This is a genomic window from Roseateles agri (assembly GCF_034043675.1).
Lineage (GTDB): Bacteria > Pseudomonadota > Gammaproteobacteria > Burkholderiales > Burkholderiaceae_C > KK5.
The window spans coordinates 49,371-66,945 of the sequence record NZ_JAXCLA010000012.1 but is presented as its reverse complement, the minus strand read 5'-3'; the positions used below and the strand labels follow the sequence as shown (position 1 = coordinate 66,945).

Sequence of the window (17,575 nt, the reverse complement as noted above, 5' to 3'; positions counted from 1 at the left end):
TGTGCTTGCCGGTCGATCCGGCAAGCATCGCCGCCCCCTCGGGGGGCGGACCAGCGTACTCGCTGGGCCGGGGGCTCACAGGCTAGGACCAATCGTCCATGTCGTGCTTGATCTTGTGGCGGTTGGCAATGAGCTCGTCGACCGAAGGCTCGTTGTTCAATGCGCGTTTGATCGCCAGCTTCGTCGCCTCGTAGTTGGTCCGGTACATGTCCTTCTTGTCGAGGTTCGGATCCTTGGCGCAGCGCGGGTCGATCCAGACGAGGCTGATGATGCACAGCTCGTTGGCGCGGTCCTTGGGGATCACGCCCTCGATCAGGCAGTCGACCACCGCATCGGCGGTGGCGCTCTGGACCACGCCGCCGTAGAGGTCGACATTGGCCATGTCCTTCAAGGTCACCTTGGGCACGATCATCGTGGCCGGCCGCACCAGCTGGTTGCAGGCGCGAATCGCGAACATCGCCGTGTGGCCCTTGCTCTGGGCCATCATGTTGGCGAAGGCCTGGCCCACCGGGCCGTCGGTGCGGCCGATCAGGATCTCGGGCATCGCATCGGTGAACTGGCCCTCGGCGGCCAGCACGGTGGCCTCGCCGGCGTGGAAGAGGTAGTCGTTGTTGCTCATCGTGACATTCAGGAGTTAGCGAAGAAGGATCAGTTCGCCGCGGCCGTCGGCGGCGAGGTCACCCAGATGACGCTCGATGCGGCATGTGGGCAGCGGGGCAAACGGGCCGCCATGACTTGCCAGCTCGCGCGCTAGCAGTTGCCAGAAGACCGGCGCCTCGGCACCGGCGGGGACGAAGGTCGCCGGCAGCCGGGCCGGCGCCTGCAGCAGCACCAAGCTGCCGCGCCGCATGCCATAGCCCGGATGCGCGCCGACAGCGCCGGCCACGGCGATCGTGCCAGCCACCATGCGCGAGGCGACGAAATCACCCGCATCGCCGAACACCAGCGCGGTGCCACGCCGCATGCGGTCGCCGAAGCGCGCGCCGGCGCTGCCCTTGACGATCAAGGTGCCGCCGCGCATGCCATCCATGCTGCCGGGCAGGGTGCTGGCGGCGAAGTCACCGGCGTCGCCATTGACGGTCAGCGTGCCGCCGCTCATCTCGCAGCCGGCCAGCAGCCCGGCGCCGCCATTGATTTGCAGCGTGCCGCCACTCATGCAGGCGCCGGCGTAGTGGCCGGCCGGACCATCGACGATCAGCGCGCCCTGCTTCATGCCCCAGCCGATGCGGTCGCAGCGCGCCAGGCCCTCGCCGCCCTCCAGCAGCAGCCGGCCATCGGCATCGGGTGCCACGTCGAAGAGTTCCGCCAGCGGCAGCAGCTCCTTGCCGCGGCCCACGCGCACGCGCTCGATGTCCTCGACAGCGAGCGACAACCCGCGCAGGTCCAGCCGCAGGGCCGGCGCCTGCTTCAGCCGTAAACGCCAGCCGCTCACGATGCGGCCTCCCCAAGCAGCTTGCGCAGGTGGAAGTGGAAGGGCCCGAGCTTGCCGCCATAGTTGCCGGCCGAGATCCGCAGCAGGCCCTTCGCCGCGCCGCGCTCGATGCCGGCCTCCATGCCGGCACGCATCGCCGCGCCGACGTCGGCTTCGGCGAGGCCATCGATCACGATCTCCATCACGCAGCGGACCTCCGGCGTCAGTTCGCTGTTCGCCACCAGGCCGCGCAGGCTCGGGCAGAAGGCATCGTTGGTGGAGGCGCTGAGGCTGGCGTACTTGCTACCGACCTTGGAGCCCGAACGCACCACCCCGCCCGGGAAGGGCATGATCACATTGGGCACCCGGCGCATCGCCGCCACCGCCGCCTCGGACGCGGCCAGCGCGGCATCGACGTCGGTGCACAGCAAGAGCAGGTTACCGCCGCCCACGCCCTTGACGACGTAGCAGCTCTCCTGCGCGACGAACTCGCCGTCCATCACCGGCACGCGCCAGTAGCGCTGGCCGGCAATCACTTTCGAGGCCTGCCAACCGTCGCCGAAGAAGCGCAGGTTGCGGCCCAGCGGCATGGCCTCGCCCTCCGCAATACCGGCGTAGACGGCCGTCGTCGGGCAGGTGAGCACGCACTGGCCGACGCGACGCTCGATCTGCTTGGCCAGTTCCTTGCCGGACATCGAGAAGATCAGCAGGCTGATGCCGGGCCGGCCGTCGGGCGTCTCGTCGGCGGCCAGCTCGCGCTCGATCGCCGCCTCGCAGCCGCAGGCGATCACCGAGGTGGCGAAGCCGGTGGCGGCGACCGCGGCATGGCGTGCCCATTCGGCGTTGTGCGCGGTGACCAGCAGCCGCGTGCCCTTCATCGGAAAGGCTTCCGCAAAGCCGTCGTCGATAGCGACACCGTTGCGGATCATGACTGCCCCTCGAACAGGGCTGCCGGATGACATGTCAGCCCCTCGCCCAGCGAGTACGCTGGTCGGTCCCCCGAGGGGACGGCGATGCTTGGGGCATCGAGCCCCAAGCACATCGCCAGGAGGGCCGGCTTGGGAGCGGCCCGGCGCTCGGCCCAAGAATACGGGTGCGGTACGCGGCTCATCGCACCCCCTCGAAGCACGCCGCTGGTAGAAGCCGCCCGCCATGGTTGCAGCAAGTGCACAGCTCGTCGTGCGAGATCGCGAAGCTGTCCAGGCCTACCATGCCCTGCGTGTCGAAGTGGCGGCGGAGCAGCTTCTCGATACCGCGGTCGTACTCGGGCTCGACGAAATGCGTGCCGCCCGGCGTCACCGCGGTGATGCGGCCGGCACGGGCGACCAGGGTGCCGTCCTTGAACACGTACTCGGGCGTGGTGAACATCGCTTCGCGGTCGGCCTGCTCGCGGTAGACGGCGATGTCCGCCGCCGCGCCGGTGCCGAGGTGGCCGCGTTCGCCGGCGATGCCCAGCAGGCGCGCCGGCGCGGCCCGCGTCATCACGGCGATCTCCTCCAGGCTCAGCTCGCGGGTGATCGAGGCCAGCGCGCAGTTGGCGGCCACGTCGGGATGGATGCGCTGAAGCTGCTCGTTACGGAAGCTGCGGTCCATCAGCAGCCGGATCAGGTGCGGGTAGCTGGTGAAGGGGCCGCCGTTCGGATGGTCGGTCGTCAGCGCGACGCGCCAGGGGTCCTTCACCAGCAGGAAGATCTCCAGCCCGATCGCCCACTGCAGCGCGTTGACGTAGCTGGTCTCCCGGTAGCGGAAGGGCACGACGCCGCAGCCTGCGTCGCACTCGATGTCGGCGCCGATCCACTTGCGCGGGCTGGCGAGGCCGGCGTTGGCATGCTGGCGCATCGTGTCGCCGGAGGCCGTCACCGTCTGGCCGAACATGATCTGGCCGACGTCGATGCTGACGTTCGGGTTCGCGTTGACCGCCTCGGCCAGCTGCGCGGCGGCGGAGCTGAATTTCTTCGGCCCTTCGGTGCCGTAGCTGTGGAACTGGATGTGCGTCAGGTGCGCCGGCAGGCCTTCGAGCGCCTCGATGGTTTCCAGGGTCGACTTGATGTTGCCGGCCACGCCGAGGTTGCTGCCGTGGATGTGCAGCGGGTGCGGCACGCCCAGCTCGCGCAGCGCGCGTGCCAGCGTGTGGACGACCTGGCGCGGCGTCACGCGCCAGTGCACGTGCTGCTCGTCCACATCGAGCTTGCGCTGGTTGAACTTGAAGGCCGAGATGCCGCCCGGGTTGACGACCTTGACGCCCATCGCCTTGGTCGCGCGGATCGTCCAGCCCATGTAGTCGCGGATGCGCTCGAAGTCCTGGCCCTCGGCCAGCATCTGCAGGAACAGCTCGTCGTTGCCCAGCATCACGTAGGCGCCGTGGTCGACGATCGGCGTGTCGCCCATCTCCATGTGGGCGTGGCGCGCATTGGCCGGCACCATCGCCGGCTCGAAGGCCGCCGTGTAACCCATCTCGACGTAGCGGTAGCCGGTGTGCAGGGTTCCCGGCGCGCAGTCGCCGCAGGACGCCAGCTCCAGCGGATTGGTCGGCAGCGCGATCGGGCTGCCGTCGGGCCGGCGGTGGTCCTCCGGCAGCAGCAGGCGCGACAGGTTGACCTTGCCGCCGCCGATGTGCGTGTGCATGTCGATGCCGCCGGCCATCACGACACAGCCCGAGGCGTCGACGTCGGTATCGGGCGGCTCGGCCGGCGCGTCGATGAGGTGGCCATCGCGCACCCATAGGTCGCGGACTTGGCTGTCCATGGTCACCATCGGGTCGACGACCCGGCCACCGCGCAGGCGGATGGTCTTGCCACTCATGATTGCAGCGCCTTGCCGATGCGGCCCAGCACCTCCGCCAAGGTCGGCAGCGTGTCCGCGTAGATCGGGAACAGCGGCAGCAGCACCACGCCATCGGCTCGGAACAGATGGCCGCGCGAGCCGATGCCCGGCGTCGAGACCGGGATGAAGACCCGTCCCCTGGCCGGCAGATCTGGGTGACCCAGCACGATCAAGGGCAAATCAGTCTGAGGCGGCACCGAGGCGGGCGTGAAGCAGGACACCCACAAGAGGCTGTCCACCGCGCGATCGGCCAGCAGGCGGGCGGCACCGTGGCACAGCGGCTCGTGTTCCAGCCCCAGCGGCCCGGCGCGCGAGCGCAGCGGCAGGCCGGACAGCCAGGTGAAGACCTGGTTCACCGTGCCCGCGCCATTGCCGCCGCCCAGCCACAGCGCCGCCGCCCGCGTGCTGCGGTTCAGCTCGCCGACGATGCGATTCACGCCCTCGATCAGCAGCGCGCCCTGCGGCCCGAGCCGCGCCGGCTCGCCAACGATCACCGCGTAGCCTGCCGCGCGCAAGCGCTGGGCCAGGGCCTTCAACGCTTCCGGCGCATCGACGCCGCGGCCGGCGACGAGGGCCGACAGCAGCGCCACTGTCTCGAACGGATCGCCGAGCGGCAGCGCCTCCACCGTCACGCCCGGCCGGCGGCCCAGTGCGGCCAGGGCCGCCTGCTCATCCGCATCGCCGCCCAGCATCACCAGGTGGCGCTGCGGCGCCAGCGGCTGCGTCGTGTCGCCGAGGCCGGCGCGCTCGAAGAGATCCGGCGCCTGCGCCAGCGGCAGGCCCGGCAGGCAGACGATCAGGTCGGCCCGGGTGCGAACCTCGGCCAAGGTCGTCGTGAACTGACCCCGGTCCTGCAGGGTGCGCAGGCTCTGGCCCAGCGCCTCGCCACCGGCCGGGTCGCAGATCGCGCCGGTGGCCGATGCCAGGCGGTACAGCGCGCGGGCGCCGGCCACGTCCGTGCCCAGGCCACCGAACAGCGGCTGTCGGCTGGCGCGCAGCAGCGTGGCGGCGGCGGCCACGGCCTCGTCCAGCGTGGCCGGGCGGCCATCGACCTCAGGCGTGGCGGCAGACGGCGTGGCGCGGAAGGCTGCCAGCGCCCGCCGCGCGCAGTCGCAGGCACCCTCGACGCTCAGCGCGCCCGTGGCCGCATCGGCGCGGACAGTGGCGCCATCGCACAGCAGCAGGCAGAAGGGACAGGTCCAGGGGTCGGCAAGTACGTGATCGGCGGCAACGGTCATGGGGACCCCTGCACGCAAACGATGTGCCATCGCCCCGGCCGCCACCCGCGCCCGCCGACGGGCCGGAAGCGAGACACTGTGTCGCGTTTCCGGCGGCTGGCTCCGCGTGCACTACCGGTGGGCAAGGTGGCACGAAACGTGATGCGGAGTTCTTTATGGAGACAAGCAATCAGCCGCCGCGGCGAGGAGACAGCCGCAGGTCGTGCAAGGCGCTGGCGACCAGCCAGGCATCGGCGCCAGCAGCCTCGGCCTCGCTCAGGTCGGCCTCGCTGCGGATGCCGCCGGCGCCGATCAGCCGGGTGCACGGCCGGGCAGAGGCGGCAACGGCACGCAGCGTGTCCAGGTCCGGGCCGCTGTCGGCGCCCACGCGTTCCAGCGTCATCACGATGACCCGTTCAGGCCACAGCGTGAGCCGCTCCCAGCAGCCGGCCGGGTCCAGTCGCTGGCCGTCGCGCCGGTCCAGCGACAGCAGCGCCGGGTCGTTGAAGCAGGTGGCCAGCGCGGCGGGCGAGCGCAGCGATTCGCTGGCGAACACCGGCAGCACGCGTACCGCTGCGGCCGGGTCCAGCGCCGCCAACAGCCGCGCCGCGGCCTCGGCGTCCGCAAAGCCTGCGTCGAGCCAGAGCGTCAGCCGCGGCATCGCCTTGAGTAGCCGACCCAGCAGCACCGTCTGCGCCGGCGCGCCCTGCAACGAGTCCAGGTCAGCGACATACAGCGTGTCCGACGCGCAGTGCTCACACAAGACCCGCGCCACGGCCAGCGGCTCGGCCGTGCCGCACAGCGCCGAGACGATGGGGCGGTAGCTCTCGCGACGCCCCTGGATGCCGCGCACGACCTGGCCACGGAGAAGATCGATGACGGGAACGAGTTGCATGGATCGATGATGACAACGACGAAGCGAATCTTTGTTTACGAGTACCTGAGCGGTGGCGGTCCGATGCCCGACGAGGCGGCCGCTGCCGAGCTGCTGCCGCTGGGCCTGACGATGCGCGACGCGATGGCGGCGGACCTGCTGGCCTCGGGCGATTGTGCGGTCACGGTTGCAAGCTCCGTGCGCGTGCGCTCCGGCGAGCCGGCCGGCGCGGCCATCGCGATACCCCGCGCCGGCGAGGCGGCCACCGACTTCGTCGCCCGCCAGACCGCCCTGCACGACGCCGCCTGGATCGTCGCGCCGGAGACGGGCGGGCTGCTCGCGCAGATGGCGCGGCTCGTCGGCCCGGCGCGCTGGCTCGGCTGCTCCGAGGCGGCGATCGCGCTGTGCACGGGCAAGGGCGCGACCCTGCGCCACCTGGCCGCCCACGAAGTGCCCACACCGCTGGCCTTCGCCCAGGATCCGGCCGTGCGCCGCTGGGTGGTGAAGCCGGACGACGGTGCGGGCTGCGTCGACACGCGCATCCACCACAGCCGCGTCCGCGCGCTGGACGAGGCTGCGGCGGCAGCGCAGCCGATGACGGTGGAGCCCTGGGTCGACGGCGAGGCGCTGAGCGTCTCCCTCCTCTGCGGCGCCGGCGGCACCGAGGTGCTGGCAATCAACCGCCAGCGCATCGGCCAGCGGGCGGACGGCCTGCTGTCCTTCGACGGGCTGGTGCTGAACGCCATCGCGCCCGGCAGCGCCGAGGGCCAGGCGATCGCCCGGCTGGCCGCCCAGGTCGGCCGCGCGATCCCGGGCCTGCGGGGCTTTGCCGGCATCGACGTCGTGCTGCACCCGCAGCGCGGGCCGGTGCTGATCGAGGTGAATCCGCGGGTCACCGTGGCCTATGCCGGCATGTCCGCCGCGCTGGGCCGCAACCTGGCCGCCGAGATCGTGGCCGACAAGCTGCGCGCGCCGCAGGAGGCCATCGCATGACGAGCCTGATCGGCTGGGACGTCGGGGGCGCGCACCTGAAGGCCAGCCGGGTCGTCGATGGCCGCACGGTGGATGTGGCGCAGTGGGCCTGCCCGCTGTGGCAAGGCCTCGACCACCTCGTCTCCGCACTGGCCCAGGCGCGCGAACGCTGGCCGATGGATGCCGACACGCATCACGCGGTCACGATGACCGGTGAGATGACGGACCTGTTCGAGCACCGCGAGGCCGGCGTGCAGGGCATTGCCGCGCTGCTGGCCGAGCACTTGCCGGGTCGGCTGCACTTCTTCGCCGGCGAGGCCGGCTGGCCCGCCGACGCCGCCGCAGCCTGGACGCAGATCGCCTCGGCCAACTGGCTGGCGACGGCGCGGCATGCAGCCAGCGAACTGGACGGCGAGGGCGTGCTGGTCGACATCGGCAGCACGACGACCGACCTGATCGCCTTCCGCGACGGCCGGCTGCTGACCGCGGCGCGCAGCGACGTGGAGCGCCTGGCCAGCGGAGAGCTGGTCTACCAGGGCGTCGTGCGCACGCCGCTGTGCGCGCTGGCCGCCCGCATCGGCTGGCGCGGCCGGCCGCTGAACGTGATGAACGAGTTCTTCGCCACCGTCGCCGACGTCTACCGCCTGCGCGGCGAGCTGGACCCGGCGCACGATCTCTACCCGCCCGCCGACAACGCCGGCAAGGACCTGCCCGCCACGCGCAAGCGGCTGGCCCGGATGATCGGCATGGATGCGCGCGATGCGACGGATGAGGAATGGCTAGCCTTCGCCGGCGAGTGGCGCGCCGCGCAGGTGGCGGAGCTGGCCGGGCAGTTGCGGCGGGTGGTCGATCTGCACGGCCTGACCCCGCATCGGGCGGTGGCTGTCGGTGCTGGCTGCGGAGATTTCCTGCTCGGCGATCTCGCGGCCGCGGCGGGCCTCGGTGGCATGCGCAGCTACGGCCGCGAACTGGCGCGCGCCGCCTCGCCCGAGGTGGCTGCCTGGGCGCAGGTCTGCGCCCCCAGTGTCGCCGTGGCGCTGTTGCTCGATCGGGAGCTTCGCTGAATGAACCACCATCAATCCGTAGGTTGGAGTGAGCGCAGTGAACTCCAACGAAGCAGGCGGCCATCGGTCGTTGGAGTTCGCGGTGCTCACTCCAACCTACGCGGGGAGCTTCGCTGATGTGGATCGTCAAGCTCGGCGGCAGTCTCGCGGCGGATGCCGAGGCGCTGCCGCGCTGGCTCGATCTGCTGGCCCAGCTCGGCGGGGGCCGTGTCACCGTCGTCTGCGGCGGCGGCGCCTTCGCCGACGAGGTGCGGCGCAGCCAGCAGCAGTGGCAGTTCCATGACCTGGCCGCGCACAACATGGCCATCCTCGCGATGGCCCAGCTCGCCTACCAGCTCAACGCGATGAACCCGGCACTGCGGCTGACCAGCAGCAAGACCGACATCCACCGCGTGCTGCACAAGGGCCAGACCGCGCTGTGGCTGCCGCTGGAGCTGCAGCGCGACACGCCGGACGCGCAGACCAACTGGGACTTCACCTCCGACAGCATCGCGCTGGACCTGGCCAAGCGGCTGAACGCCGAGCGGCTCGTCGTCATCAAATCCTGCGTGATCCCGCCCCAGGCACCGCTGGCTCAGCTGAGCGACCAGGGCATCGTGGACCGGCATTTCGCCGACGCGGCCGAGGGCGCGGCCTTCCCGATCTCGCTGCTGCACAAGGATGATCTGGACGAGATGCGCGCCCTTCTTTTCGGGGTCTGACCCGTCCCCGCCTCGTCAGGACCCGCCCAGCTGCTTGTAGACCTCGCTGGACACCCGCTCCAGATCGGCTCGCTCCACCGCACCGGAGATCGCGTAGCCGAAGGGCCCGTCCACCCAGTAGAAGACGTTCAGCGCGCCCTCGCGGGTGAAGCGGAACGCGGCGCCGGCCGGAGCGGCCTTGGCCTCGCGGGAGACGTAGAGCGTCAGCCGTTTGCCGGCCTCGTCGCGGTACATGAACTGGGCCACCGGGCCGTCGTCGCCGGGCAGCAGGCGGCCGCCTTCGAGCGAGTAGCCCAGCGGCTGCAGCTGCGGCGGCTTCATCGGCGCGCCCATGCGGCGCGACAGCCAGGTGACCAGTTGGTCCTCATGGGCTGCATCGACCTCCACCGGCCGGCGCAGCTCCGGCGTGTAGACCGCATGCGCGATGGCGGCGCGGCGCGGCAAGCCCTCGTCCGCGGCCAGGGCAAGGACTGGCCCCGGTGCGAGTTCGCCGCGCGCCACCCAGCCGCCCGCCGCGCTGACCACGGCCAGCAGCAGGCCCGCCGCCATCCGCAGCGGCGCGGGCCAGGCACGCCAGCGCAAGGTGGCCGGCGCGGTGCGCAGCAGGCGCGCCGGCGGCGCCTCGTCCAGCACCGGGTCGAACAGTTCGCGCAGTTCGCGCTTCTGCGCGCGGTAGTCGGCGACGCGGCGTGCTTCCTCGGGGTGGTCGATCAGCCAGACCTCGAGTTCGCGTTCGCGTGCCGGGTCGAGCTGATGGTCGACCAGCGCGTGCAGGTCCGTGTCGCTGAACGGTCTTGTCATTGCTTCACTACCTTCAAGCGGACCGGCCCGGCGCGCTCGGCCATCAGGGCCCGCAGGCGCTCACGCCCGCGCGACAGCCGCGACATCACGGTGCCGATCGGGATGTCCAGGGTGCGCGCCACCTCGGCATAGCCCATGTCTTCCAGCGCCACGAGCAGCAGCACCTCCCGCTGCTCCGAGGGCAGCAGGGCCAGCGCCGCCTCCAGGTCGCGCACGGCCAGGCGGTCGGCCTGGGCGGGCGGTTCGGAGGACTCCGGCGGCGGGCCGCCGCTGAGGTCATCCAGGCTCTCGGTCGGCAGGCGGCGCCGCAGGCCGTCCACATGGAGGTTGTGCATGATGCCGAACAGCCAGGCCCGCATGTCGCGCACGCCCGGCCACAGCGCCGCCCGGGCCCAGGCACGCTCCAGCGTGTCCTGCACCAGGTCGTCCGCATCACTGCGATTGCCGGCCAGCGCACGCGCATAGCGGCGCAGGCGCGGCACCCAGCCGAGCAGTTGCTGCGGGCCGAGTGCCTCCTCGACTTTCATGCGTTCATACCGAACTCGGCCGAATGGGTATCCCGGGCCGAGCGCCGGGCCGCCCCAAGCCGGCCCACTGGCGATGTGCGTGCGGCTCGACGCCGCACGCATCGCCGTCCCCTCGGGGGACCGGCCAGCGTACCCGCTGGACGAGGGGCTCCATCAGGGCGTGACGACGTGCCAGACGTCCTTGAACTTGTCGCCGCTGCGGTCTCCGGCCTTCTGGTCGGACTTGAAGGCGTAGAGCGGCTTGCCCTTGTAGGCCCATTGCTGCCCGCCGTCGTCGCGGGTGACGATGCTGTAGTCGCCACTGGCCTTGTCGCCGGCGGCGGCCATCAGCGGCGGCCAGGCGGTGGCGCAGGGGCCGTTGCAGGCGCTCTTGCCGTTGCCGGCGGTGTCCTTGTCGAAGGTGTAGAGCGTCATGCCGTTCGGCGCGACGAGCACGCCGTCGACCACCTTGGCGGGCGCCTGGGCGTGGCAGGACAGGGCGGTCAGCAGGCCGAAGCCGGCGGCAGCGAGGATGCGCTTGGTCTTGGCAGGAAACATCGGATCACCTCCAGGGGGTTGTGGGTAGGGAACATGGGGCAGACGCGATGCCCGCGCCGTTTATTCCCAGGCGATCGAAAAAAGTTCAGGCGGGGCCCGGCCACCCATCCCGCAGCAACTGCGCAGCCGCGTCGAACTCGAAGTTGCCGACCGCTTTCTGCAGCGCGTCGTAGCGCTGGGCCAGCATGCCGCGCAGGGTGCCGTCGTGGACTTTCAGGAAGTCGCCGGCCTCGGCATCGCCATCGTCCAGCAGTTGCGCCAGCTCCCGCGCGATATCCGCCCAACGCTCCTGTGGCGCGACGGCACTGGCGCCGTTCGCCGCCTGGGGGGCGGGCGTGGCCGTGCTGTCCAGCGCCTCGCCCAGTTGGCGGGTCAGGCGCGCCAGCGGCTCGGCCAGCGCATCGGCCAGCACCTGCAGCTGCGCCGTGGGAGCGACGTTGCGCGCCTCCTGTTCGAGCACGCCGGCCAGCTGGGCGATGCGGTCCGCGCCGAGGTTGGCGGCCACGCCGCGCAGCGAGTGCGCGATGCGCTCCACCAGCGCGTGGTCGGCGACGGCCAGGGCCTTGTTCAGCGGCCCGAGACCCGGCGCCTGCTGGTCGACGAAGCGGCGCAGCAGGTCGCGGTACAGGGGCTCACGCCCCAGCGCGCGGCGCAGGCCGCCGGCCGCATCCAGACCCTCGACACCCCGCACGGCCTGGAGCAGGGAGACACCACCGTCCGCCGGCGGGGCCTCCGGGCGGGCGGCGGGCGGCGGCGTGGCCGCCTCGTCCGGGGCCGCGCTGCGGCGCTCACGGGGCAGCCAGCGCAGCAGCGCGCGCATCAGCGCCTCGGGGTCGATGGGCTTGCTGACGAAGTCCACCATGCCGGCCGCCGCGCAGCGGTCGCGGTCGGACTGCATGGCGTTGGCGGTCATCGCGATGATGGGCAGGTCCTGCAGCTCCGGCATGTCGCGCAAGAAGCGCGTGACCTGCAGGCCGTCCATGCGGGGCATCTGCAGGTCCATCAGCACCAGGTCGTAGCGGCGCTGCTGCGCCATGTCCAGCGCCTCCTGGCCATCGTTGGCCACGTCGACGGAGAGGCCGGCCTCGTACAGCATCTCGGTGGCGACCAGCTGGTTGATCTCGTTGTCTTCGGCCAGCAGGATGTGGCGCGCGCCCAGCGCGCGCACCCCGTCGAGCAGTTCCGTGTCCTGGACCTGCGCCTGCGTCGGGCCGTCGGTCTCGGATTCGCCGGAGAGCTGCGCCATCGCGTCGAAGATCTGCGAAGCGCTGACCGGCTTGGTCAGCACGATGCGGATGCCGGCGCGGGTGGCGGCCGCATGGGCGTCGTCCTCGCCGAAGGCGGTCACCATCAGCAGTTGCGGCGACGCGGGCAGCCCCAGCGCATGGATGGCGCGGGCCGTCTCGGCGCCGTCCATGCCGGGCATCTTCCAGTCCAGCAGCGCCACGTCGAAGGGCTCATGCGCATCGCTGGCCTCGCGCAGCTGCACCAGCGCGTCTTCGCCGCTGCGTGCGGACGCGACCACGAAGCCCATGCTGCGCAGCATCTCGGTCATCACCGTGCGCGCGGCGCCGTTGTCATCGACCACCAGCACGCGCCGGTCGGCCCGCAGCACCGCCGCCTGCCGGCGCACGCGGGGCTGGTCGTCCACGCCCAGCCAGGCGGTGAACCAGAAGGTCGAGCCCTTGCCGAATTCGCTCTCCACGCCGGCTTCGCCGTCCATCAGCTCGGCCAGGTGCCGCGAGATGGCCAGCCCCAGGCCGGTGCCGCCGTACTTGCGCGAGGTGGAGGCATCGGCCTGCTGGAAGCTCTGGAACAGTCGCCCGATCTGCTCGGGCTTGAGGCCGATGCCGGTGTCGCGCACCGCGAAGCGCAGCAGCGCGCGATTGCCGGCCTGCTCCAGCAGGCGGACGCTGACGGCGATCTCGCCGGCCTCGGTGAACTTGACCGCGTTGTTGGCGAAGTTGATCAGCACCTGCCCGATGCGCAGGCTGTCGCCCACCAGCCGCGTCGGCACGTCGCTCGGCAGGTCGAACACCAGCTCCAGGCCGCGCGCGCTGACCTTCTCGGCCACCAGATTGGCCAGGTTGGACAGCAGCTCGTTCAGGTCGAAGGCTTCGTTCTCGACGCTGAGCTTGCCCGCCTCGATCTTGGACAGGTCGAGCACGTCGTTGATGATGCCCAGCAGGTGCGTGCCGGACTGGTGGATCTTCTGCACGTAGTTGTGCTGCTTCGGCGTCAGCCCGCTCTTCAGCGCCAGGTGCGACAGGCCGATCACGGCATTCATCGGCGTACGGATCTCGTGGCTCATATTGGCCAGGAAGTCGCTCTTGGCGCGCGTGGCCTCCAGTGCCAGTTCGCGGGCCTGGCGGAGTTCGTCTTCGGCGCGCCTCTGCTGCGTGATGTCCTGGTAGGCGCCGTACATGAACAGCAGCTTGCCGGTGCTCGCGTCGCGCAGCAGCTTGCCGGCCGCATGGATCCACACCACCTCGCCATCGATCGGCCGCTTGTACGGATAGATCGACTCGTACTTGTCGTACTTGCCGTCGATGGCGTCCCGATAGCGCTGCAGCGCGGCGCGCGCCATCTCGGGGTCCGCCTCCTCCATGCGGGAGTACCACTGGGTGTCGAGCCGGTAGAGCCCGTCCGCGCTGAGAGGCTCGCCGAGGATGCGCGCCGAGCGCTCGGACTGGAAGTAGTAGTCGGGGTTGCTGTAGTCCAGGTACCAGTAGCCGCTGCCCGTCAGCTCCAGCGCGATGTCGCCGAGGAAGCTGGCCTGCTGGATCTGCGCTTCCATGCGCTTGCGCTCGCTGACGTCATGGATCCAGCTGACCAGCATGTCGGTCTCGCCGTGGCGCATCCGATTGACGCTGATCAGGACCGAACGGATGCCGCCGTCGCTGTGGATGAACTCGGCTTCGAAGTCCTTGACGATGCCGTCGCGGCGCAGCAGTTCCAGGATCTCCTTGCGGCGTTCCGGATAGCGCCACAGCGAATGGGTGTTGCGCGCCAGCAGCTCGTCGGCGGGCAGGCCGGTGAGCTGTGACATCTGATGGTTCGCGAAGACGATCTGCCCGTCGTCCGAATTGATCGACACCCCGACCGGGCTGTTCTCCAGGATGCGCAGCAGCCGGGCGCGTTCCTCCGACAGCTCGCGCTCCGCGGCCTTGCGGTCCGTGATGTCGCGCAGCATCCAGACCGTGCCCTTGCTCAGGTCCGTGCTGTCGATGGCCGATCCGCTCAGCTCGCACCAGAAGCGGGTCCCGTCGGCCCGCCTCAGTTCGCGCTCGCGCTGATACCGGCCGCCGGCCTGCAGTTGCTGGTACACATTGACCAGGGTGTCCTCGAAGACCTCGTCCGCGTCGTACCAGGCGCGCACCGACTGTCCGATCTGCGCGCCGCTCTCCGTGCCGAACAGCGCATCGAACTCGCTGTTGCAGCGGACGATGATGCCGCTGCGGATGAAGACGACGCCGAGCGTCGCCGCTTCGAGAATGGACGCCTGTTCGGCACTGGCCACGCGAAGCGCCGCCAGCAGTTCCTGCGTGGAGATATTGCGCTGGAGCACCTCGATGTTGGTCGCCAGCACGGGGATCAGCGCGTCCAGCAAGGATTGCCTCGCGGGGCTCAGTGCTTCTTCGCAGGTGATCTCCAGCACGCCGACGAGCACATCCGTCCGCCGGATCGGCAGCGCCATCAGTCCCTCGGTTTCGGTCCGATCGCCAGGGTCCGGAGATTCGCGCGGAAATCTCGCCAGCAGGCGCGGCTCCGACGCATTCGCCTCATCGAGATGGATCGCCGCCTGACCGAGCTTCAACAGCGGCACCACCCGGTCGAAGAAGCGATCGGCGAGTTCCTCCAGCGATCGTGCCGTCTGCAGCTCGGTGGAGATGGCCGCCACCTGCGTCTTGACCCAGCGCTGGTCGTCCAGTTCCCGGGCGCCGACCTGCAGCACGGAGACGGCGCGGGCCAGGGCGCCCAGCTCGTTCCGGTACTCCACATGCGGGACGGCCTGATCCAGCTCACCCGCCGCGATCCGCTCGACGGCGGACTGCAGCTCGGTCGCCGGCACGCGGATCGAGCGGACGATCAGCCAGACGAACACGCCGCTGCAGAGGCCACCCAGCACCAGCAGCGCCAGCCCCTTCGCCTTCGTGCTGTCGGCCATTGCCTGGACGTCTTCGATCGAGGCACGTGCAGCGTCTTCCTTGCTGGAGATCACCACTTCCATCGCCTGCGCGACGGCCTCGCCGTTCAGGTCGAATTCCTGGCTGGAGACGAGCTGCTTCGCCTCCAGGAGGCGGTCGTCCCGGATCAGGCGCAAGACCTGCTCCACGTCCTGACGGTAGACCTCGTAGGACTGCTCGAAGGTTCTGAGGCTGCGCTGGCTTTCGTAGTCGATGACGCGGCCTTGCAGGTCCTTCAGCTCGCGACCCAGCTCGACCCTTTCATCGTCCAACTCGCCCAGCACGCGCCGCCGCACGCTCTCGTCCGAAGTGAGCAGGGCTTGCCGCAGCTCCCGCCCCATCGCCGCGTAGTGGAACTGCACGGCCCGGGCGTTCGACACGCCCTGCAGCTCGTTGGCGTACATGGCCTGGATCGCCGCATCGACCTTGATGATCGCCACGAGGCTCTGCAATCCCAGCAGAACCGCCAGCAGCAGCAGGCTGCCGAACGCGATGGACAACTTGGTACGGAGAGAGGCGCCTTGGAGCATGCGTTTGAATGAGCCCATTGACGGTCCGTAGCCTCCAGCTCCCTGGCGTCCGTTGCACTATGGCGTAGCGCTATCGCCTTGACAAGCTCGGGCGCCTCGACCCGGTGGTTCGCCAGGGCCTGTTCACACTACGGAGAGGGTCGCGAAGGCCCGGCATCAGGGGTCAATCCAGGCACAGACCGCCGCCCGCACTCGCGTGCGGGCAAGGGCTGCAACGCCGAGTGGCCCCTGATGCCGGGCCTTCCCGAAGGGTTGTGATCAAGCGGGCCGCATACAGCGTTGCAAATCCTCGTCGGGTATCAACCCGACTCCGGTTTGCGCCTTGCCTGCGGCCCGCTTGATCACAACGCGATCCCTCTCCGTAGTGCGAACAGGCCCTAGAACAGCCGGATCGCCGAGTCGAAACGCCAGGTACGGCGGATCTCGATCACATCGTAGTCGCGTGCCAGCGCCGGCTGGAATTCGGGATAGTGCTCCTGGCTGCGGATCACGCGGCGGATCGCCTCGTCCAGCGCCGGCACGCCGCTGCTGCGCACGAAGTTGATCGACTCGACCGAGCCGTCGCTGCGCACGGCCACCGTGACCAAGGCGTCGGCGTGCGGCGACTGGGCGGCCTCGCGCACCATCTCGAAGGTCGGGTTCAGCTCGATCTTGCGGGCCCAGGCCTCGGCGTAAAGCACCATCTCGGCATTGGCGTCGCTGCGGCCGAACAGGCGGCCGCGGCGCAGGCTGCTCGCGGCCGAGGGGCGCGCGTCGCGCTGCGCGGCCTCGGCGTCGAGCTGGCGGCCGACGATGGCGCGCAGGCGTTCCTCGCGCTTGGCGGCTTCGATCTGGGCCGGCGTCGGCTGCCGGGCGGCTTCGGCGCGCGCGGCTGCTTCGGCCGTGGCGCGTGCGGCTGCAGCGGCTGCTGCCGCCGCCGCCGTGGCCTCGGCCTCACGGGCGGCGGCCTGGTGCGCGGCCTCGGCCCGTTCCCCCTCCTGGCGGGCGGCCGCCTGCCGGGCCTGTTCCTGCTGCCGGGCCGCTTCGGCAGCGGCGGCGGCCGATGCCGCGACGGCCGCCTGCCGTGCAGCCTCCTGGCGCACTGCTTCGACACGCGCCGCCTCGGCCGCCTGCTGCTGCTGTTGTTGTTGCTGACGACGGATCTGCTCCTCGCGAGCCGCCGCGGCGGCGGTCGCAGCGGCAGCCGATGCAGCCGCCTCGCGAGCGGCGGCCTGGCGCGCGGCGGCTTCGCGCTCCGCGTCGAGCCGGGCGGCCTCGCGTTGGGCCGCAGCGACACGGGCGGCCTCCTGGCGCTCGGCCTCGGCGCGTGCTGCCGCTGCTGCGGCGGCGGCCAGCCGGTCCGCTTCCAGCCGCTCGGCTTCGATGCGCACGGCTTCCTGGCGTCGCTGTTCGCGCCGCTGTTCGTCCTCGTCCCGCGAGGGCGGTGCGGGCACGGGCGGGGTCGGCTCGCTGGCCCGGGGAAGCGGCGGCGGCTCGACGGACTCGGCCGCCGCGACCGGCGCCGACGAGGGGGCCGCCGGCTGGTTCGCCCCGCCGCGGCCGGACGGCGCCGTCCACGCGGGCCGCTCCGAATGGTCCAGGGCGATCAGTTCGGGCGCGCCGGGCGAGGCCGGCGCCGCGTCGTCGGCACGCGGCGTCTCGGTGTCCCTGGCCGTCCCGTCCACGTCGTAGGGCTCGCCGCTGCCCGCCGCCTCCGGCGCGGGGGGCGGCGCCAGCACGACGCGCAGGTCCGGCACCTCGGCACGGCGCACATTCCAGGCAAAGCCGGGCAGGCCGAAGCCTTCGCCGCCGAAGGCCAGGCTCAGCAGCAGCGCATGGATCGCGAGCGAGACCAGCAGCGCCAGCGACTCGCGCCGGCGCTCAGATCCCATCGTCGACGTCCTTTGCCTCTAGTTCTCGTTCGCTCGACCCCATGGGGGCGCATTGTGTAT

14 protein-coding genes are annotated in these 17,575 nt (G+C 70.9%); 3 read left to right on the top strand and 11 right to left on the bottom strand.

What is annotated here, in order from left to right:
* Positions 1 to 82: 82 nt before the first annotated feature.
* The 6 genes from fae to SNE35_RS30250 all read right to left on the bottom strand — a co-directional run bounded on the left by fae (position 83) and on the right by SNE35_RS30250 (position 6,346).
* Positions 83 to 619, bottom strand: coding sequence for a formaldehyde-activating enzyme (gene fae / locus SNE35_RS30275; RefSeq protein WP_320426796.1), 537 nt, complete (start codon positions 617 to 619; stop codon positions 83 to 85).
* Between the two features lie 15 nt (positions 620 to 634).
* The gene (locus tag SNE35_RS30270) at positions 635 to 1,432 is read right to left on the bottom strand and encodes a formylmethanofuran dehydrogenase subunit C (protein WP_320426795.1); all 798 of its coding nucleotides are present in this window, start codon (positions 1,430 to 1,432) and stop codon (positions 635 to 637) included.
* Complete coding sequence (gene fhcD / locus SNE35_RS30265) at positions 1,429 to 2,340, bottom strand: formylmethanofuran--tetrahydromethanopterin N-formyltransferase (RefSeq protein ID WP_320426794.1); 912 nt, start codon at positions 2,338 to 2,340, stop codon at positions 1,429 to 1,431. The genes SNE35_RS30270 and fhcD overlap by 4 nt, the downstream gene beginning before the upstream one ends.
* Positions 2,341 to 2,518: 178 nt before the next feature.
* A complete protein-coding gene (locus tag SNE35_RS30260; protein WP_320426793.1) occupies positions 2,519 to 4,213 on the bottom strand; it encodes a formylmethanofuran dehydrogenase subunit A in 1,695 nt (564 codons plus the stop codon).
* Positions 4,210 to 5,472, bottom strand: coding sequence for a molybdopterin-binding domain-containing protein (locus tag SNE35_RS30255; RefSeq protein ID WP_320426792.1), 1,263 nt, complete (start codon positions 5,470 to 5,472; stop codon positions 4,210 to 4,212). Before SNE35_RS30255 ends, SNE35_RS30260 begins: the two co-directional genes overlap by 4 nt.
* 169 nt (positions 5,473 to 5,641) lie before the next feature.
* Positions 5,642 to 6,346, bottom strand: a complete 705-nt coding sequence (locus SNE35_RS30250) for a HisA/HisF-related TIM barrel protein (RefSeq protein WP_320426791.1) — start codon at positions 6,344 to 6,346, stop codon at positions 5,642 to 5,644.
* 9 nt (positions 6,347 to 6,355) lie between these two features.
* Here SNE35_RS30250 and SNE35_RS30245 point away from each other — a divergent pair, with 9 nt between their 5' ends.
* From SNE35_RS30245 to SNE35_RS30235, 3 genes are all read left to right on the top strand, one after another.
* A complete protein-coding gene (locus SNE35_RS30245) occupies positions 6,356 to 7,318 on the top strand; it encodes an ATP-grasp domain-containing protein (RefSeq protein WP_320426790.1) in 963 nt (320 codons plus the stop codon).
* Positions 7,315 to 8,361, top strand: a complete 1,047-nt coding sequence (locus tag SNE35_RS30240; RefSeq protein ID WP_320426789.1) for a hydantoinase/oxoprolinase family protein — start codon at positions 7,315 to 7,317, stop codon at positions 8,359 to 8,361. The genes SNE35_RS30245 and SNE35_RS30240 overlap by 4 nt, the downstream gene beginning before the upstream one ends.
* Before the next feature lie 116 nt (positions 8,362 to 8,477).
* Complete coding sequence (locus SNE35_RS30235; RefSeq protein WP_320426788.1) at positions 8,478 to 9,062, top strand: amino acid kinase family protein; 585 nt, start codon at positions 8,478 to 8,480, stop codon at positions 9,060 to 9,062.
* 15 nt (positions 9,063 to 9,077) lie between these two features.
* Here SNE35_RS30235 and SNE35_RS30230 read toward each other — a convergent pair whose 3' ends face one another.
* From SNE35_RS30230 to SNE35_RS30210, 5 genes are all read right to left on the bottom strand, one after another.
* On the bottom strand, positions 9,078 to 9,863 hold the full coding sequence (locus SNE35_RS30230; RefSeq protein ID WP_320426787.1) for an anti-sigma factor family protein: 786 nt from the start codon (positions 9,861 to 9,863) through the stop codon (positions 9,078 to 9,080).
* A complete protein-coding gene (locus tag SNE35_RS30225) occupies positions 9,860 to 10,390 on the bottom strand; it encodes an RNA polymerase sigma factor (RefSeq protein ID WP_320426786.1) in 531 nt (176 codons plus the stop codon). The genes SNE35_RS30230 and SNE35_RS30225 overlap by 4 nt, the downstream gene beginning before the upstream one ends.
* A 153-nt stretch (positions 10,391 to 10,543) precedes the next feature.
* The gene (locus SNE35_RS30220; RefSeq protein ID WP_320426785.1) at positions 10,544 to 10,927 is read right to left on the bottom strand and encodes a COG4315 family predicted lipoprotein; all 384 of its coding nucleotides are present in this window, start codon (positions 10,925 to 10,927) and stop codon (positions 10,544 to 10,546) included.
* An 85-nt stretch (positions 10,928 to 11,012) separates the two neighbouring features.
* Positions 11,013 to 15,614, bottom strand: coding sequence for a response regulator (locus tag SNE35_RS30215; RefSeq protein WP_348539332.1), 4,602 nt, complete (start codon positions 15,612 to 15,614; stop codon positions 11,013 to 11,015).
* Positions 15,615 to 16,021: 407 nt separating this feature from the next.
* Positions 16,022 to 17,515, bottom strand: coding sequence for a TonB family protein (locus SNE35_RS30210; protein WP_320426784.1), 1,494 nt, complete (start codon positions 17,513 to 17,515; stop codon positions 16,022 to 16,024).
* Positions 17,516 to 17,575 lie beyond the last annotated feature (60 nt).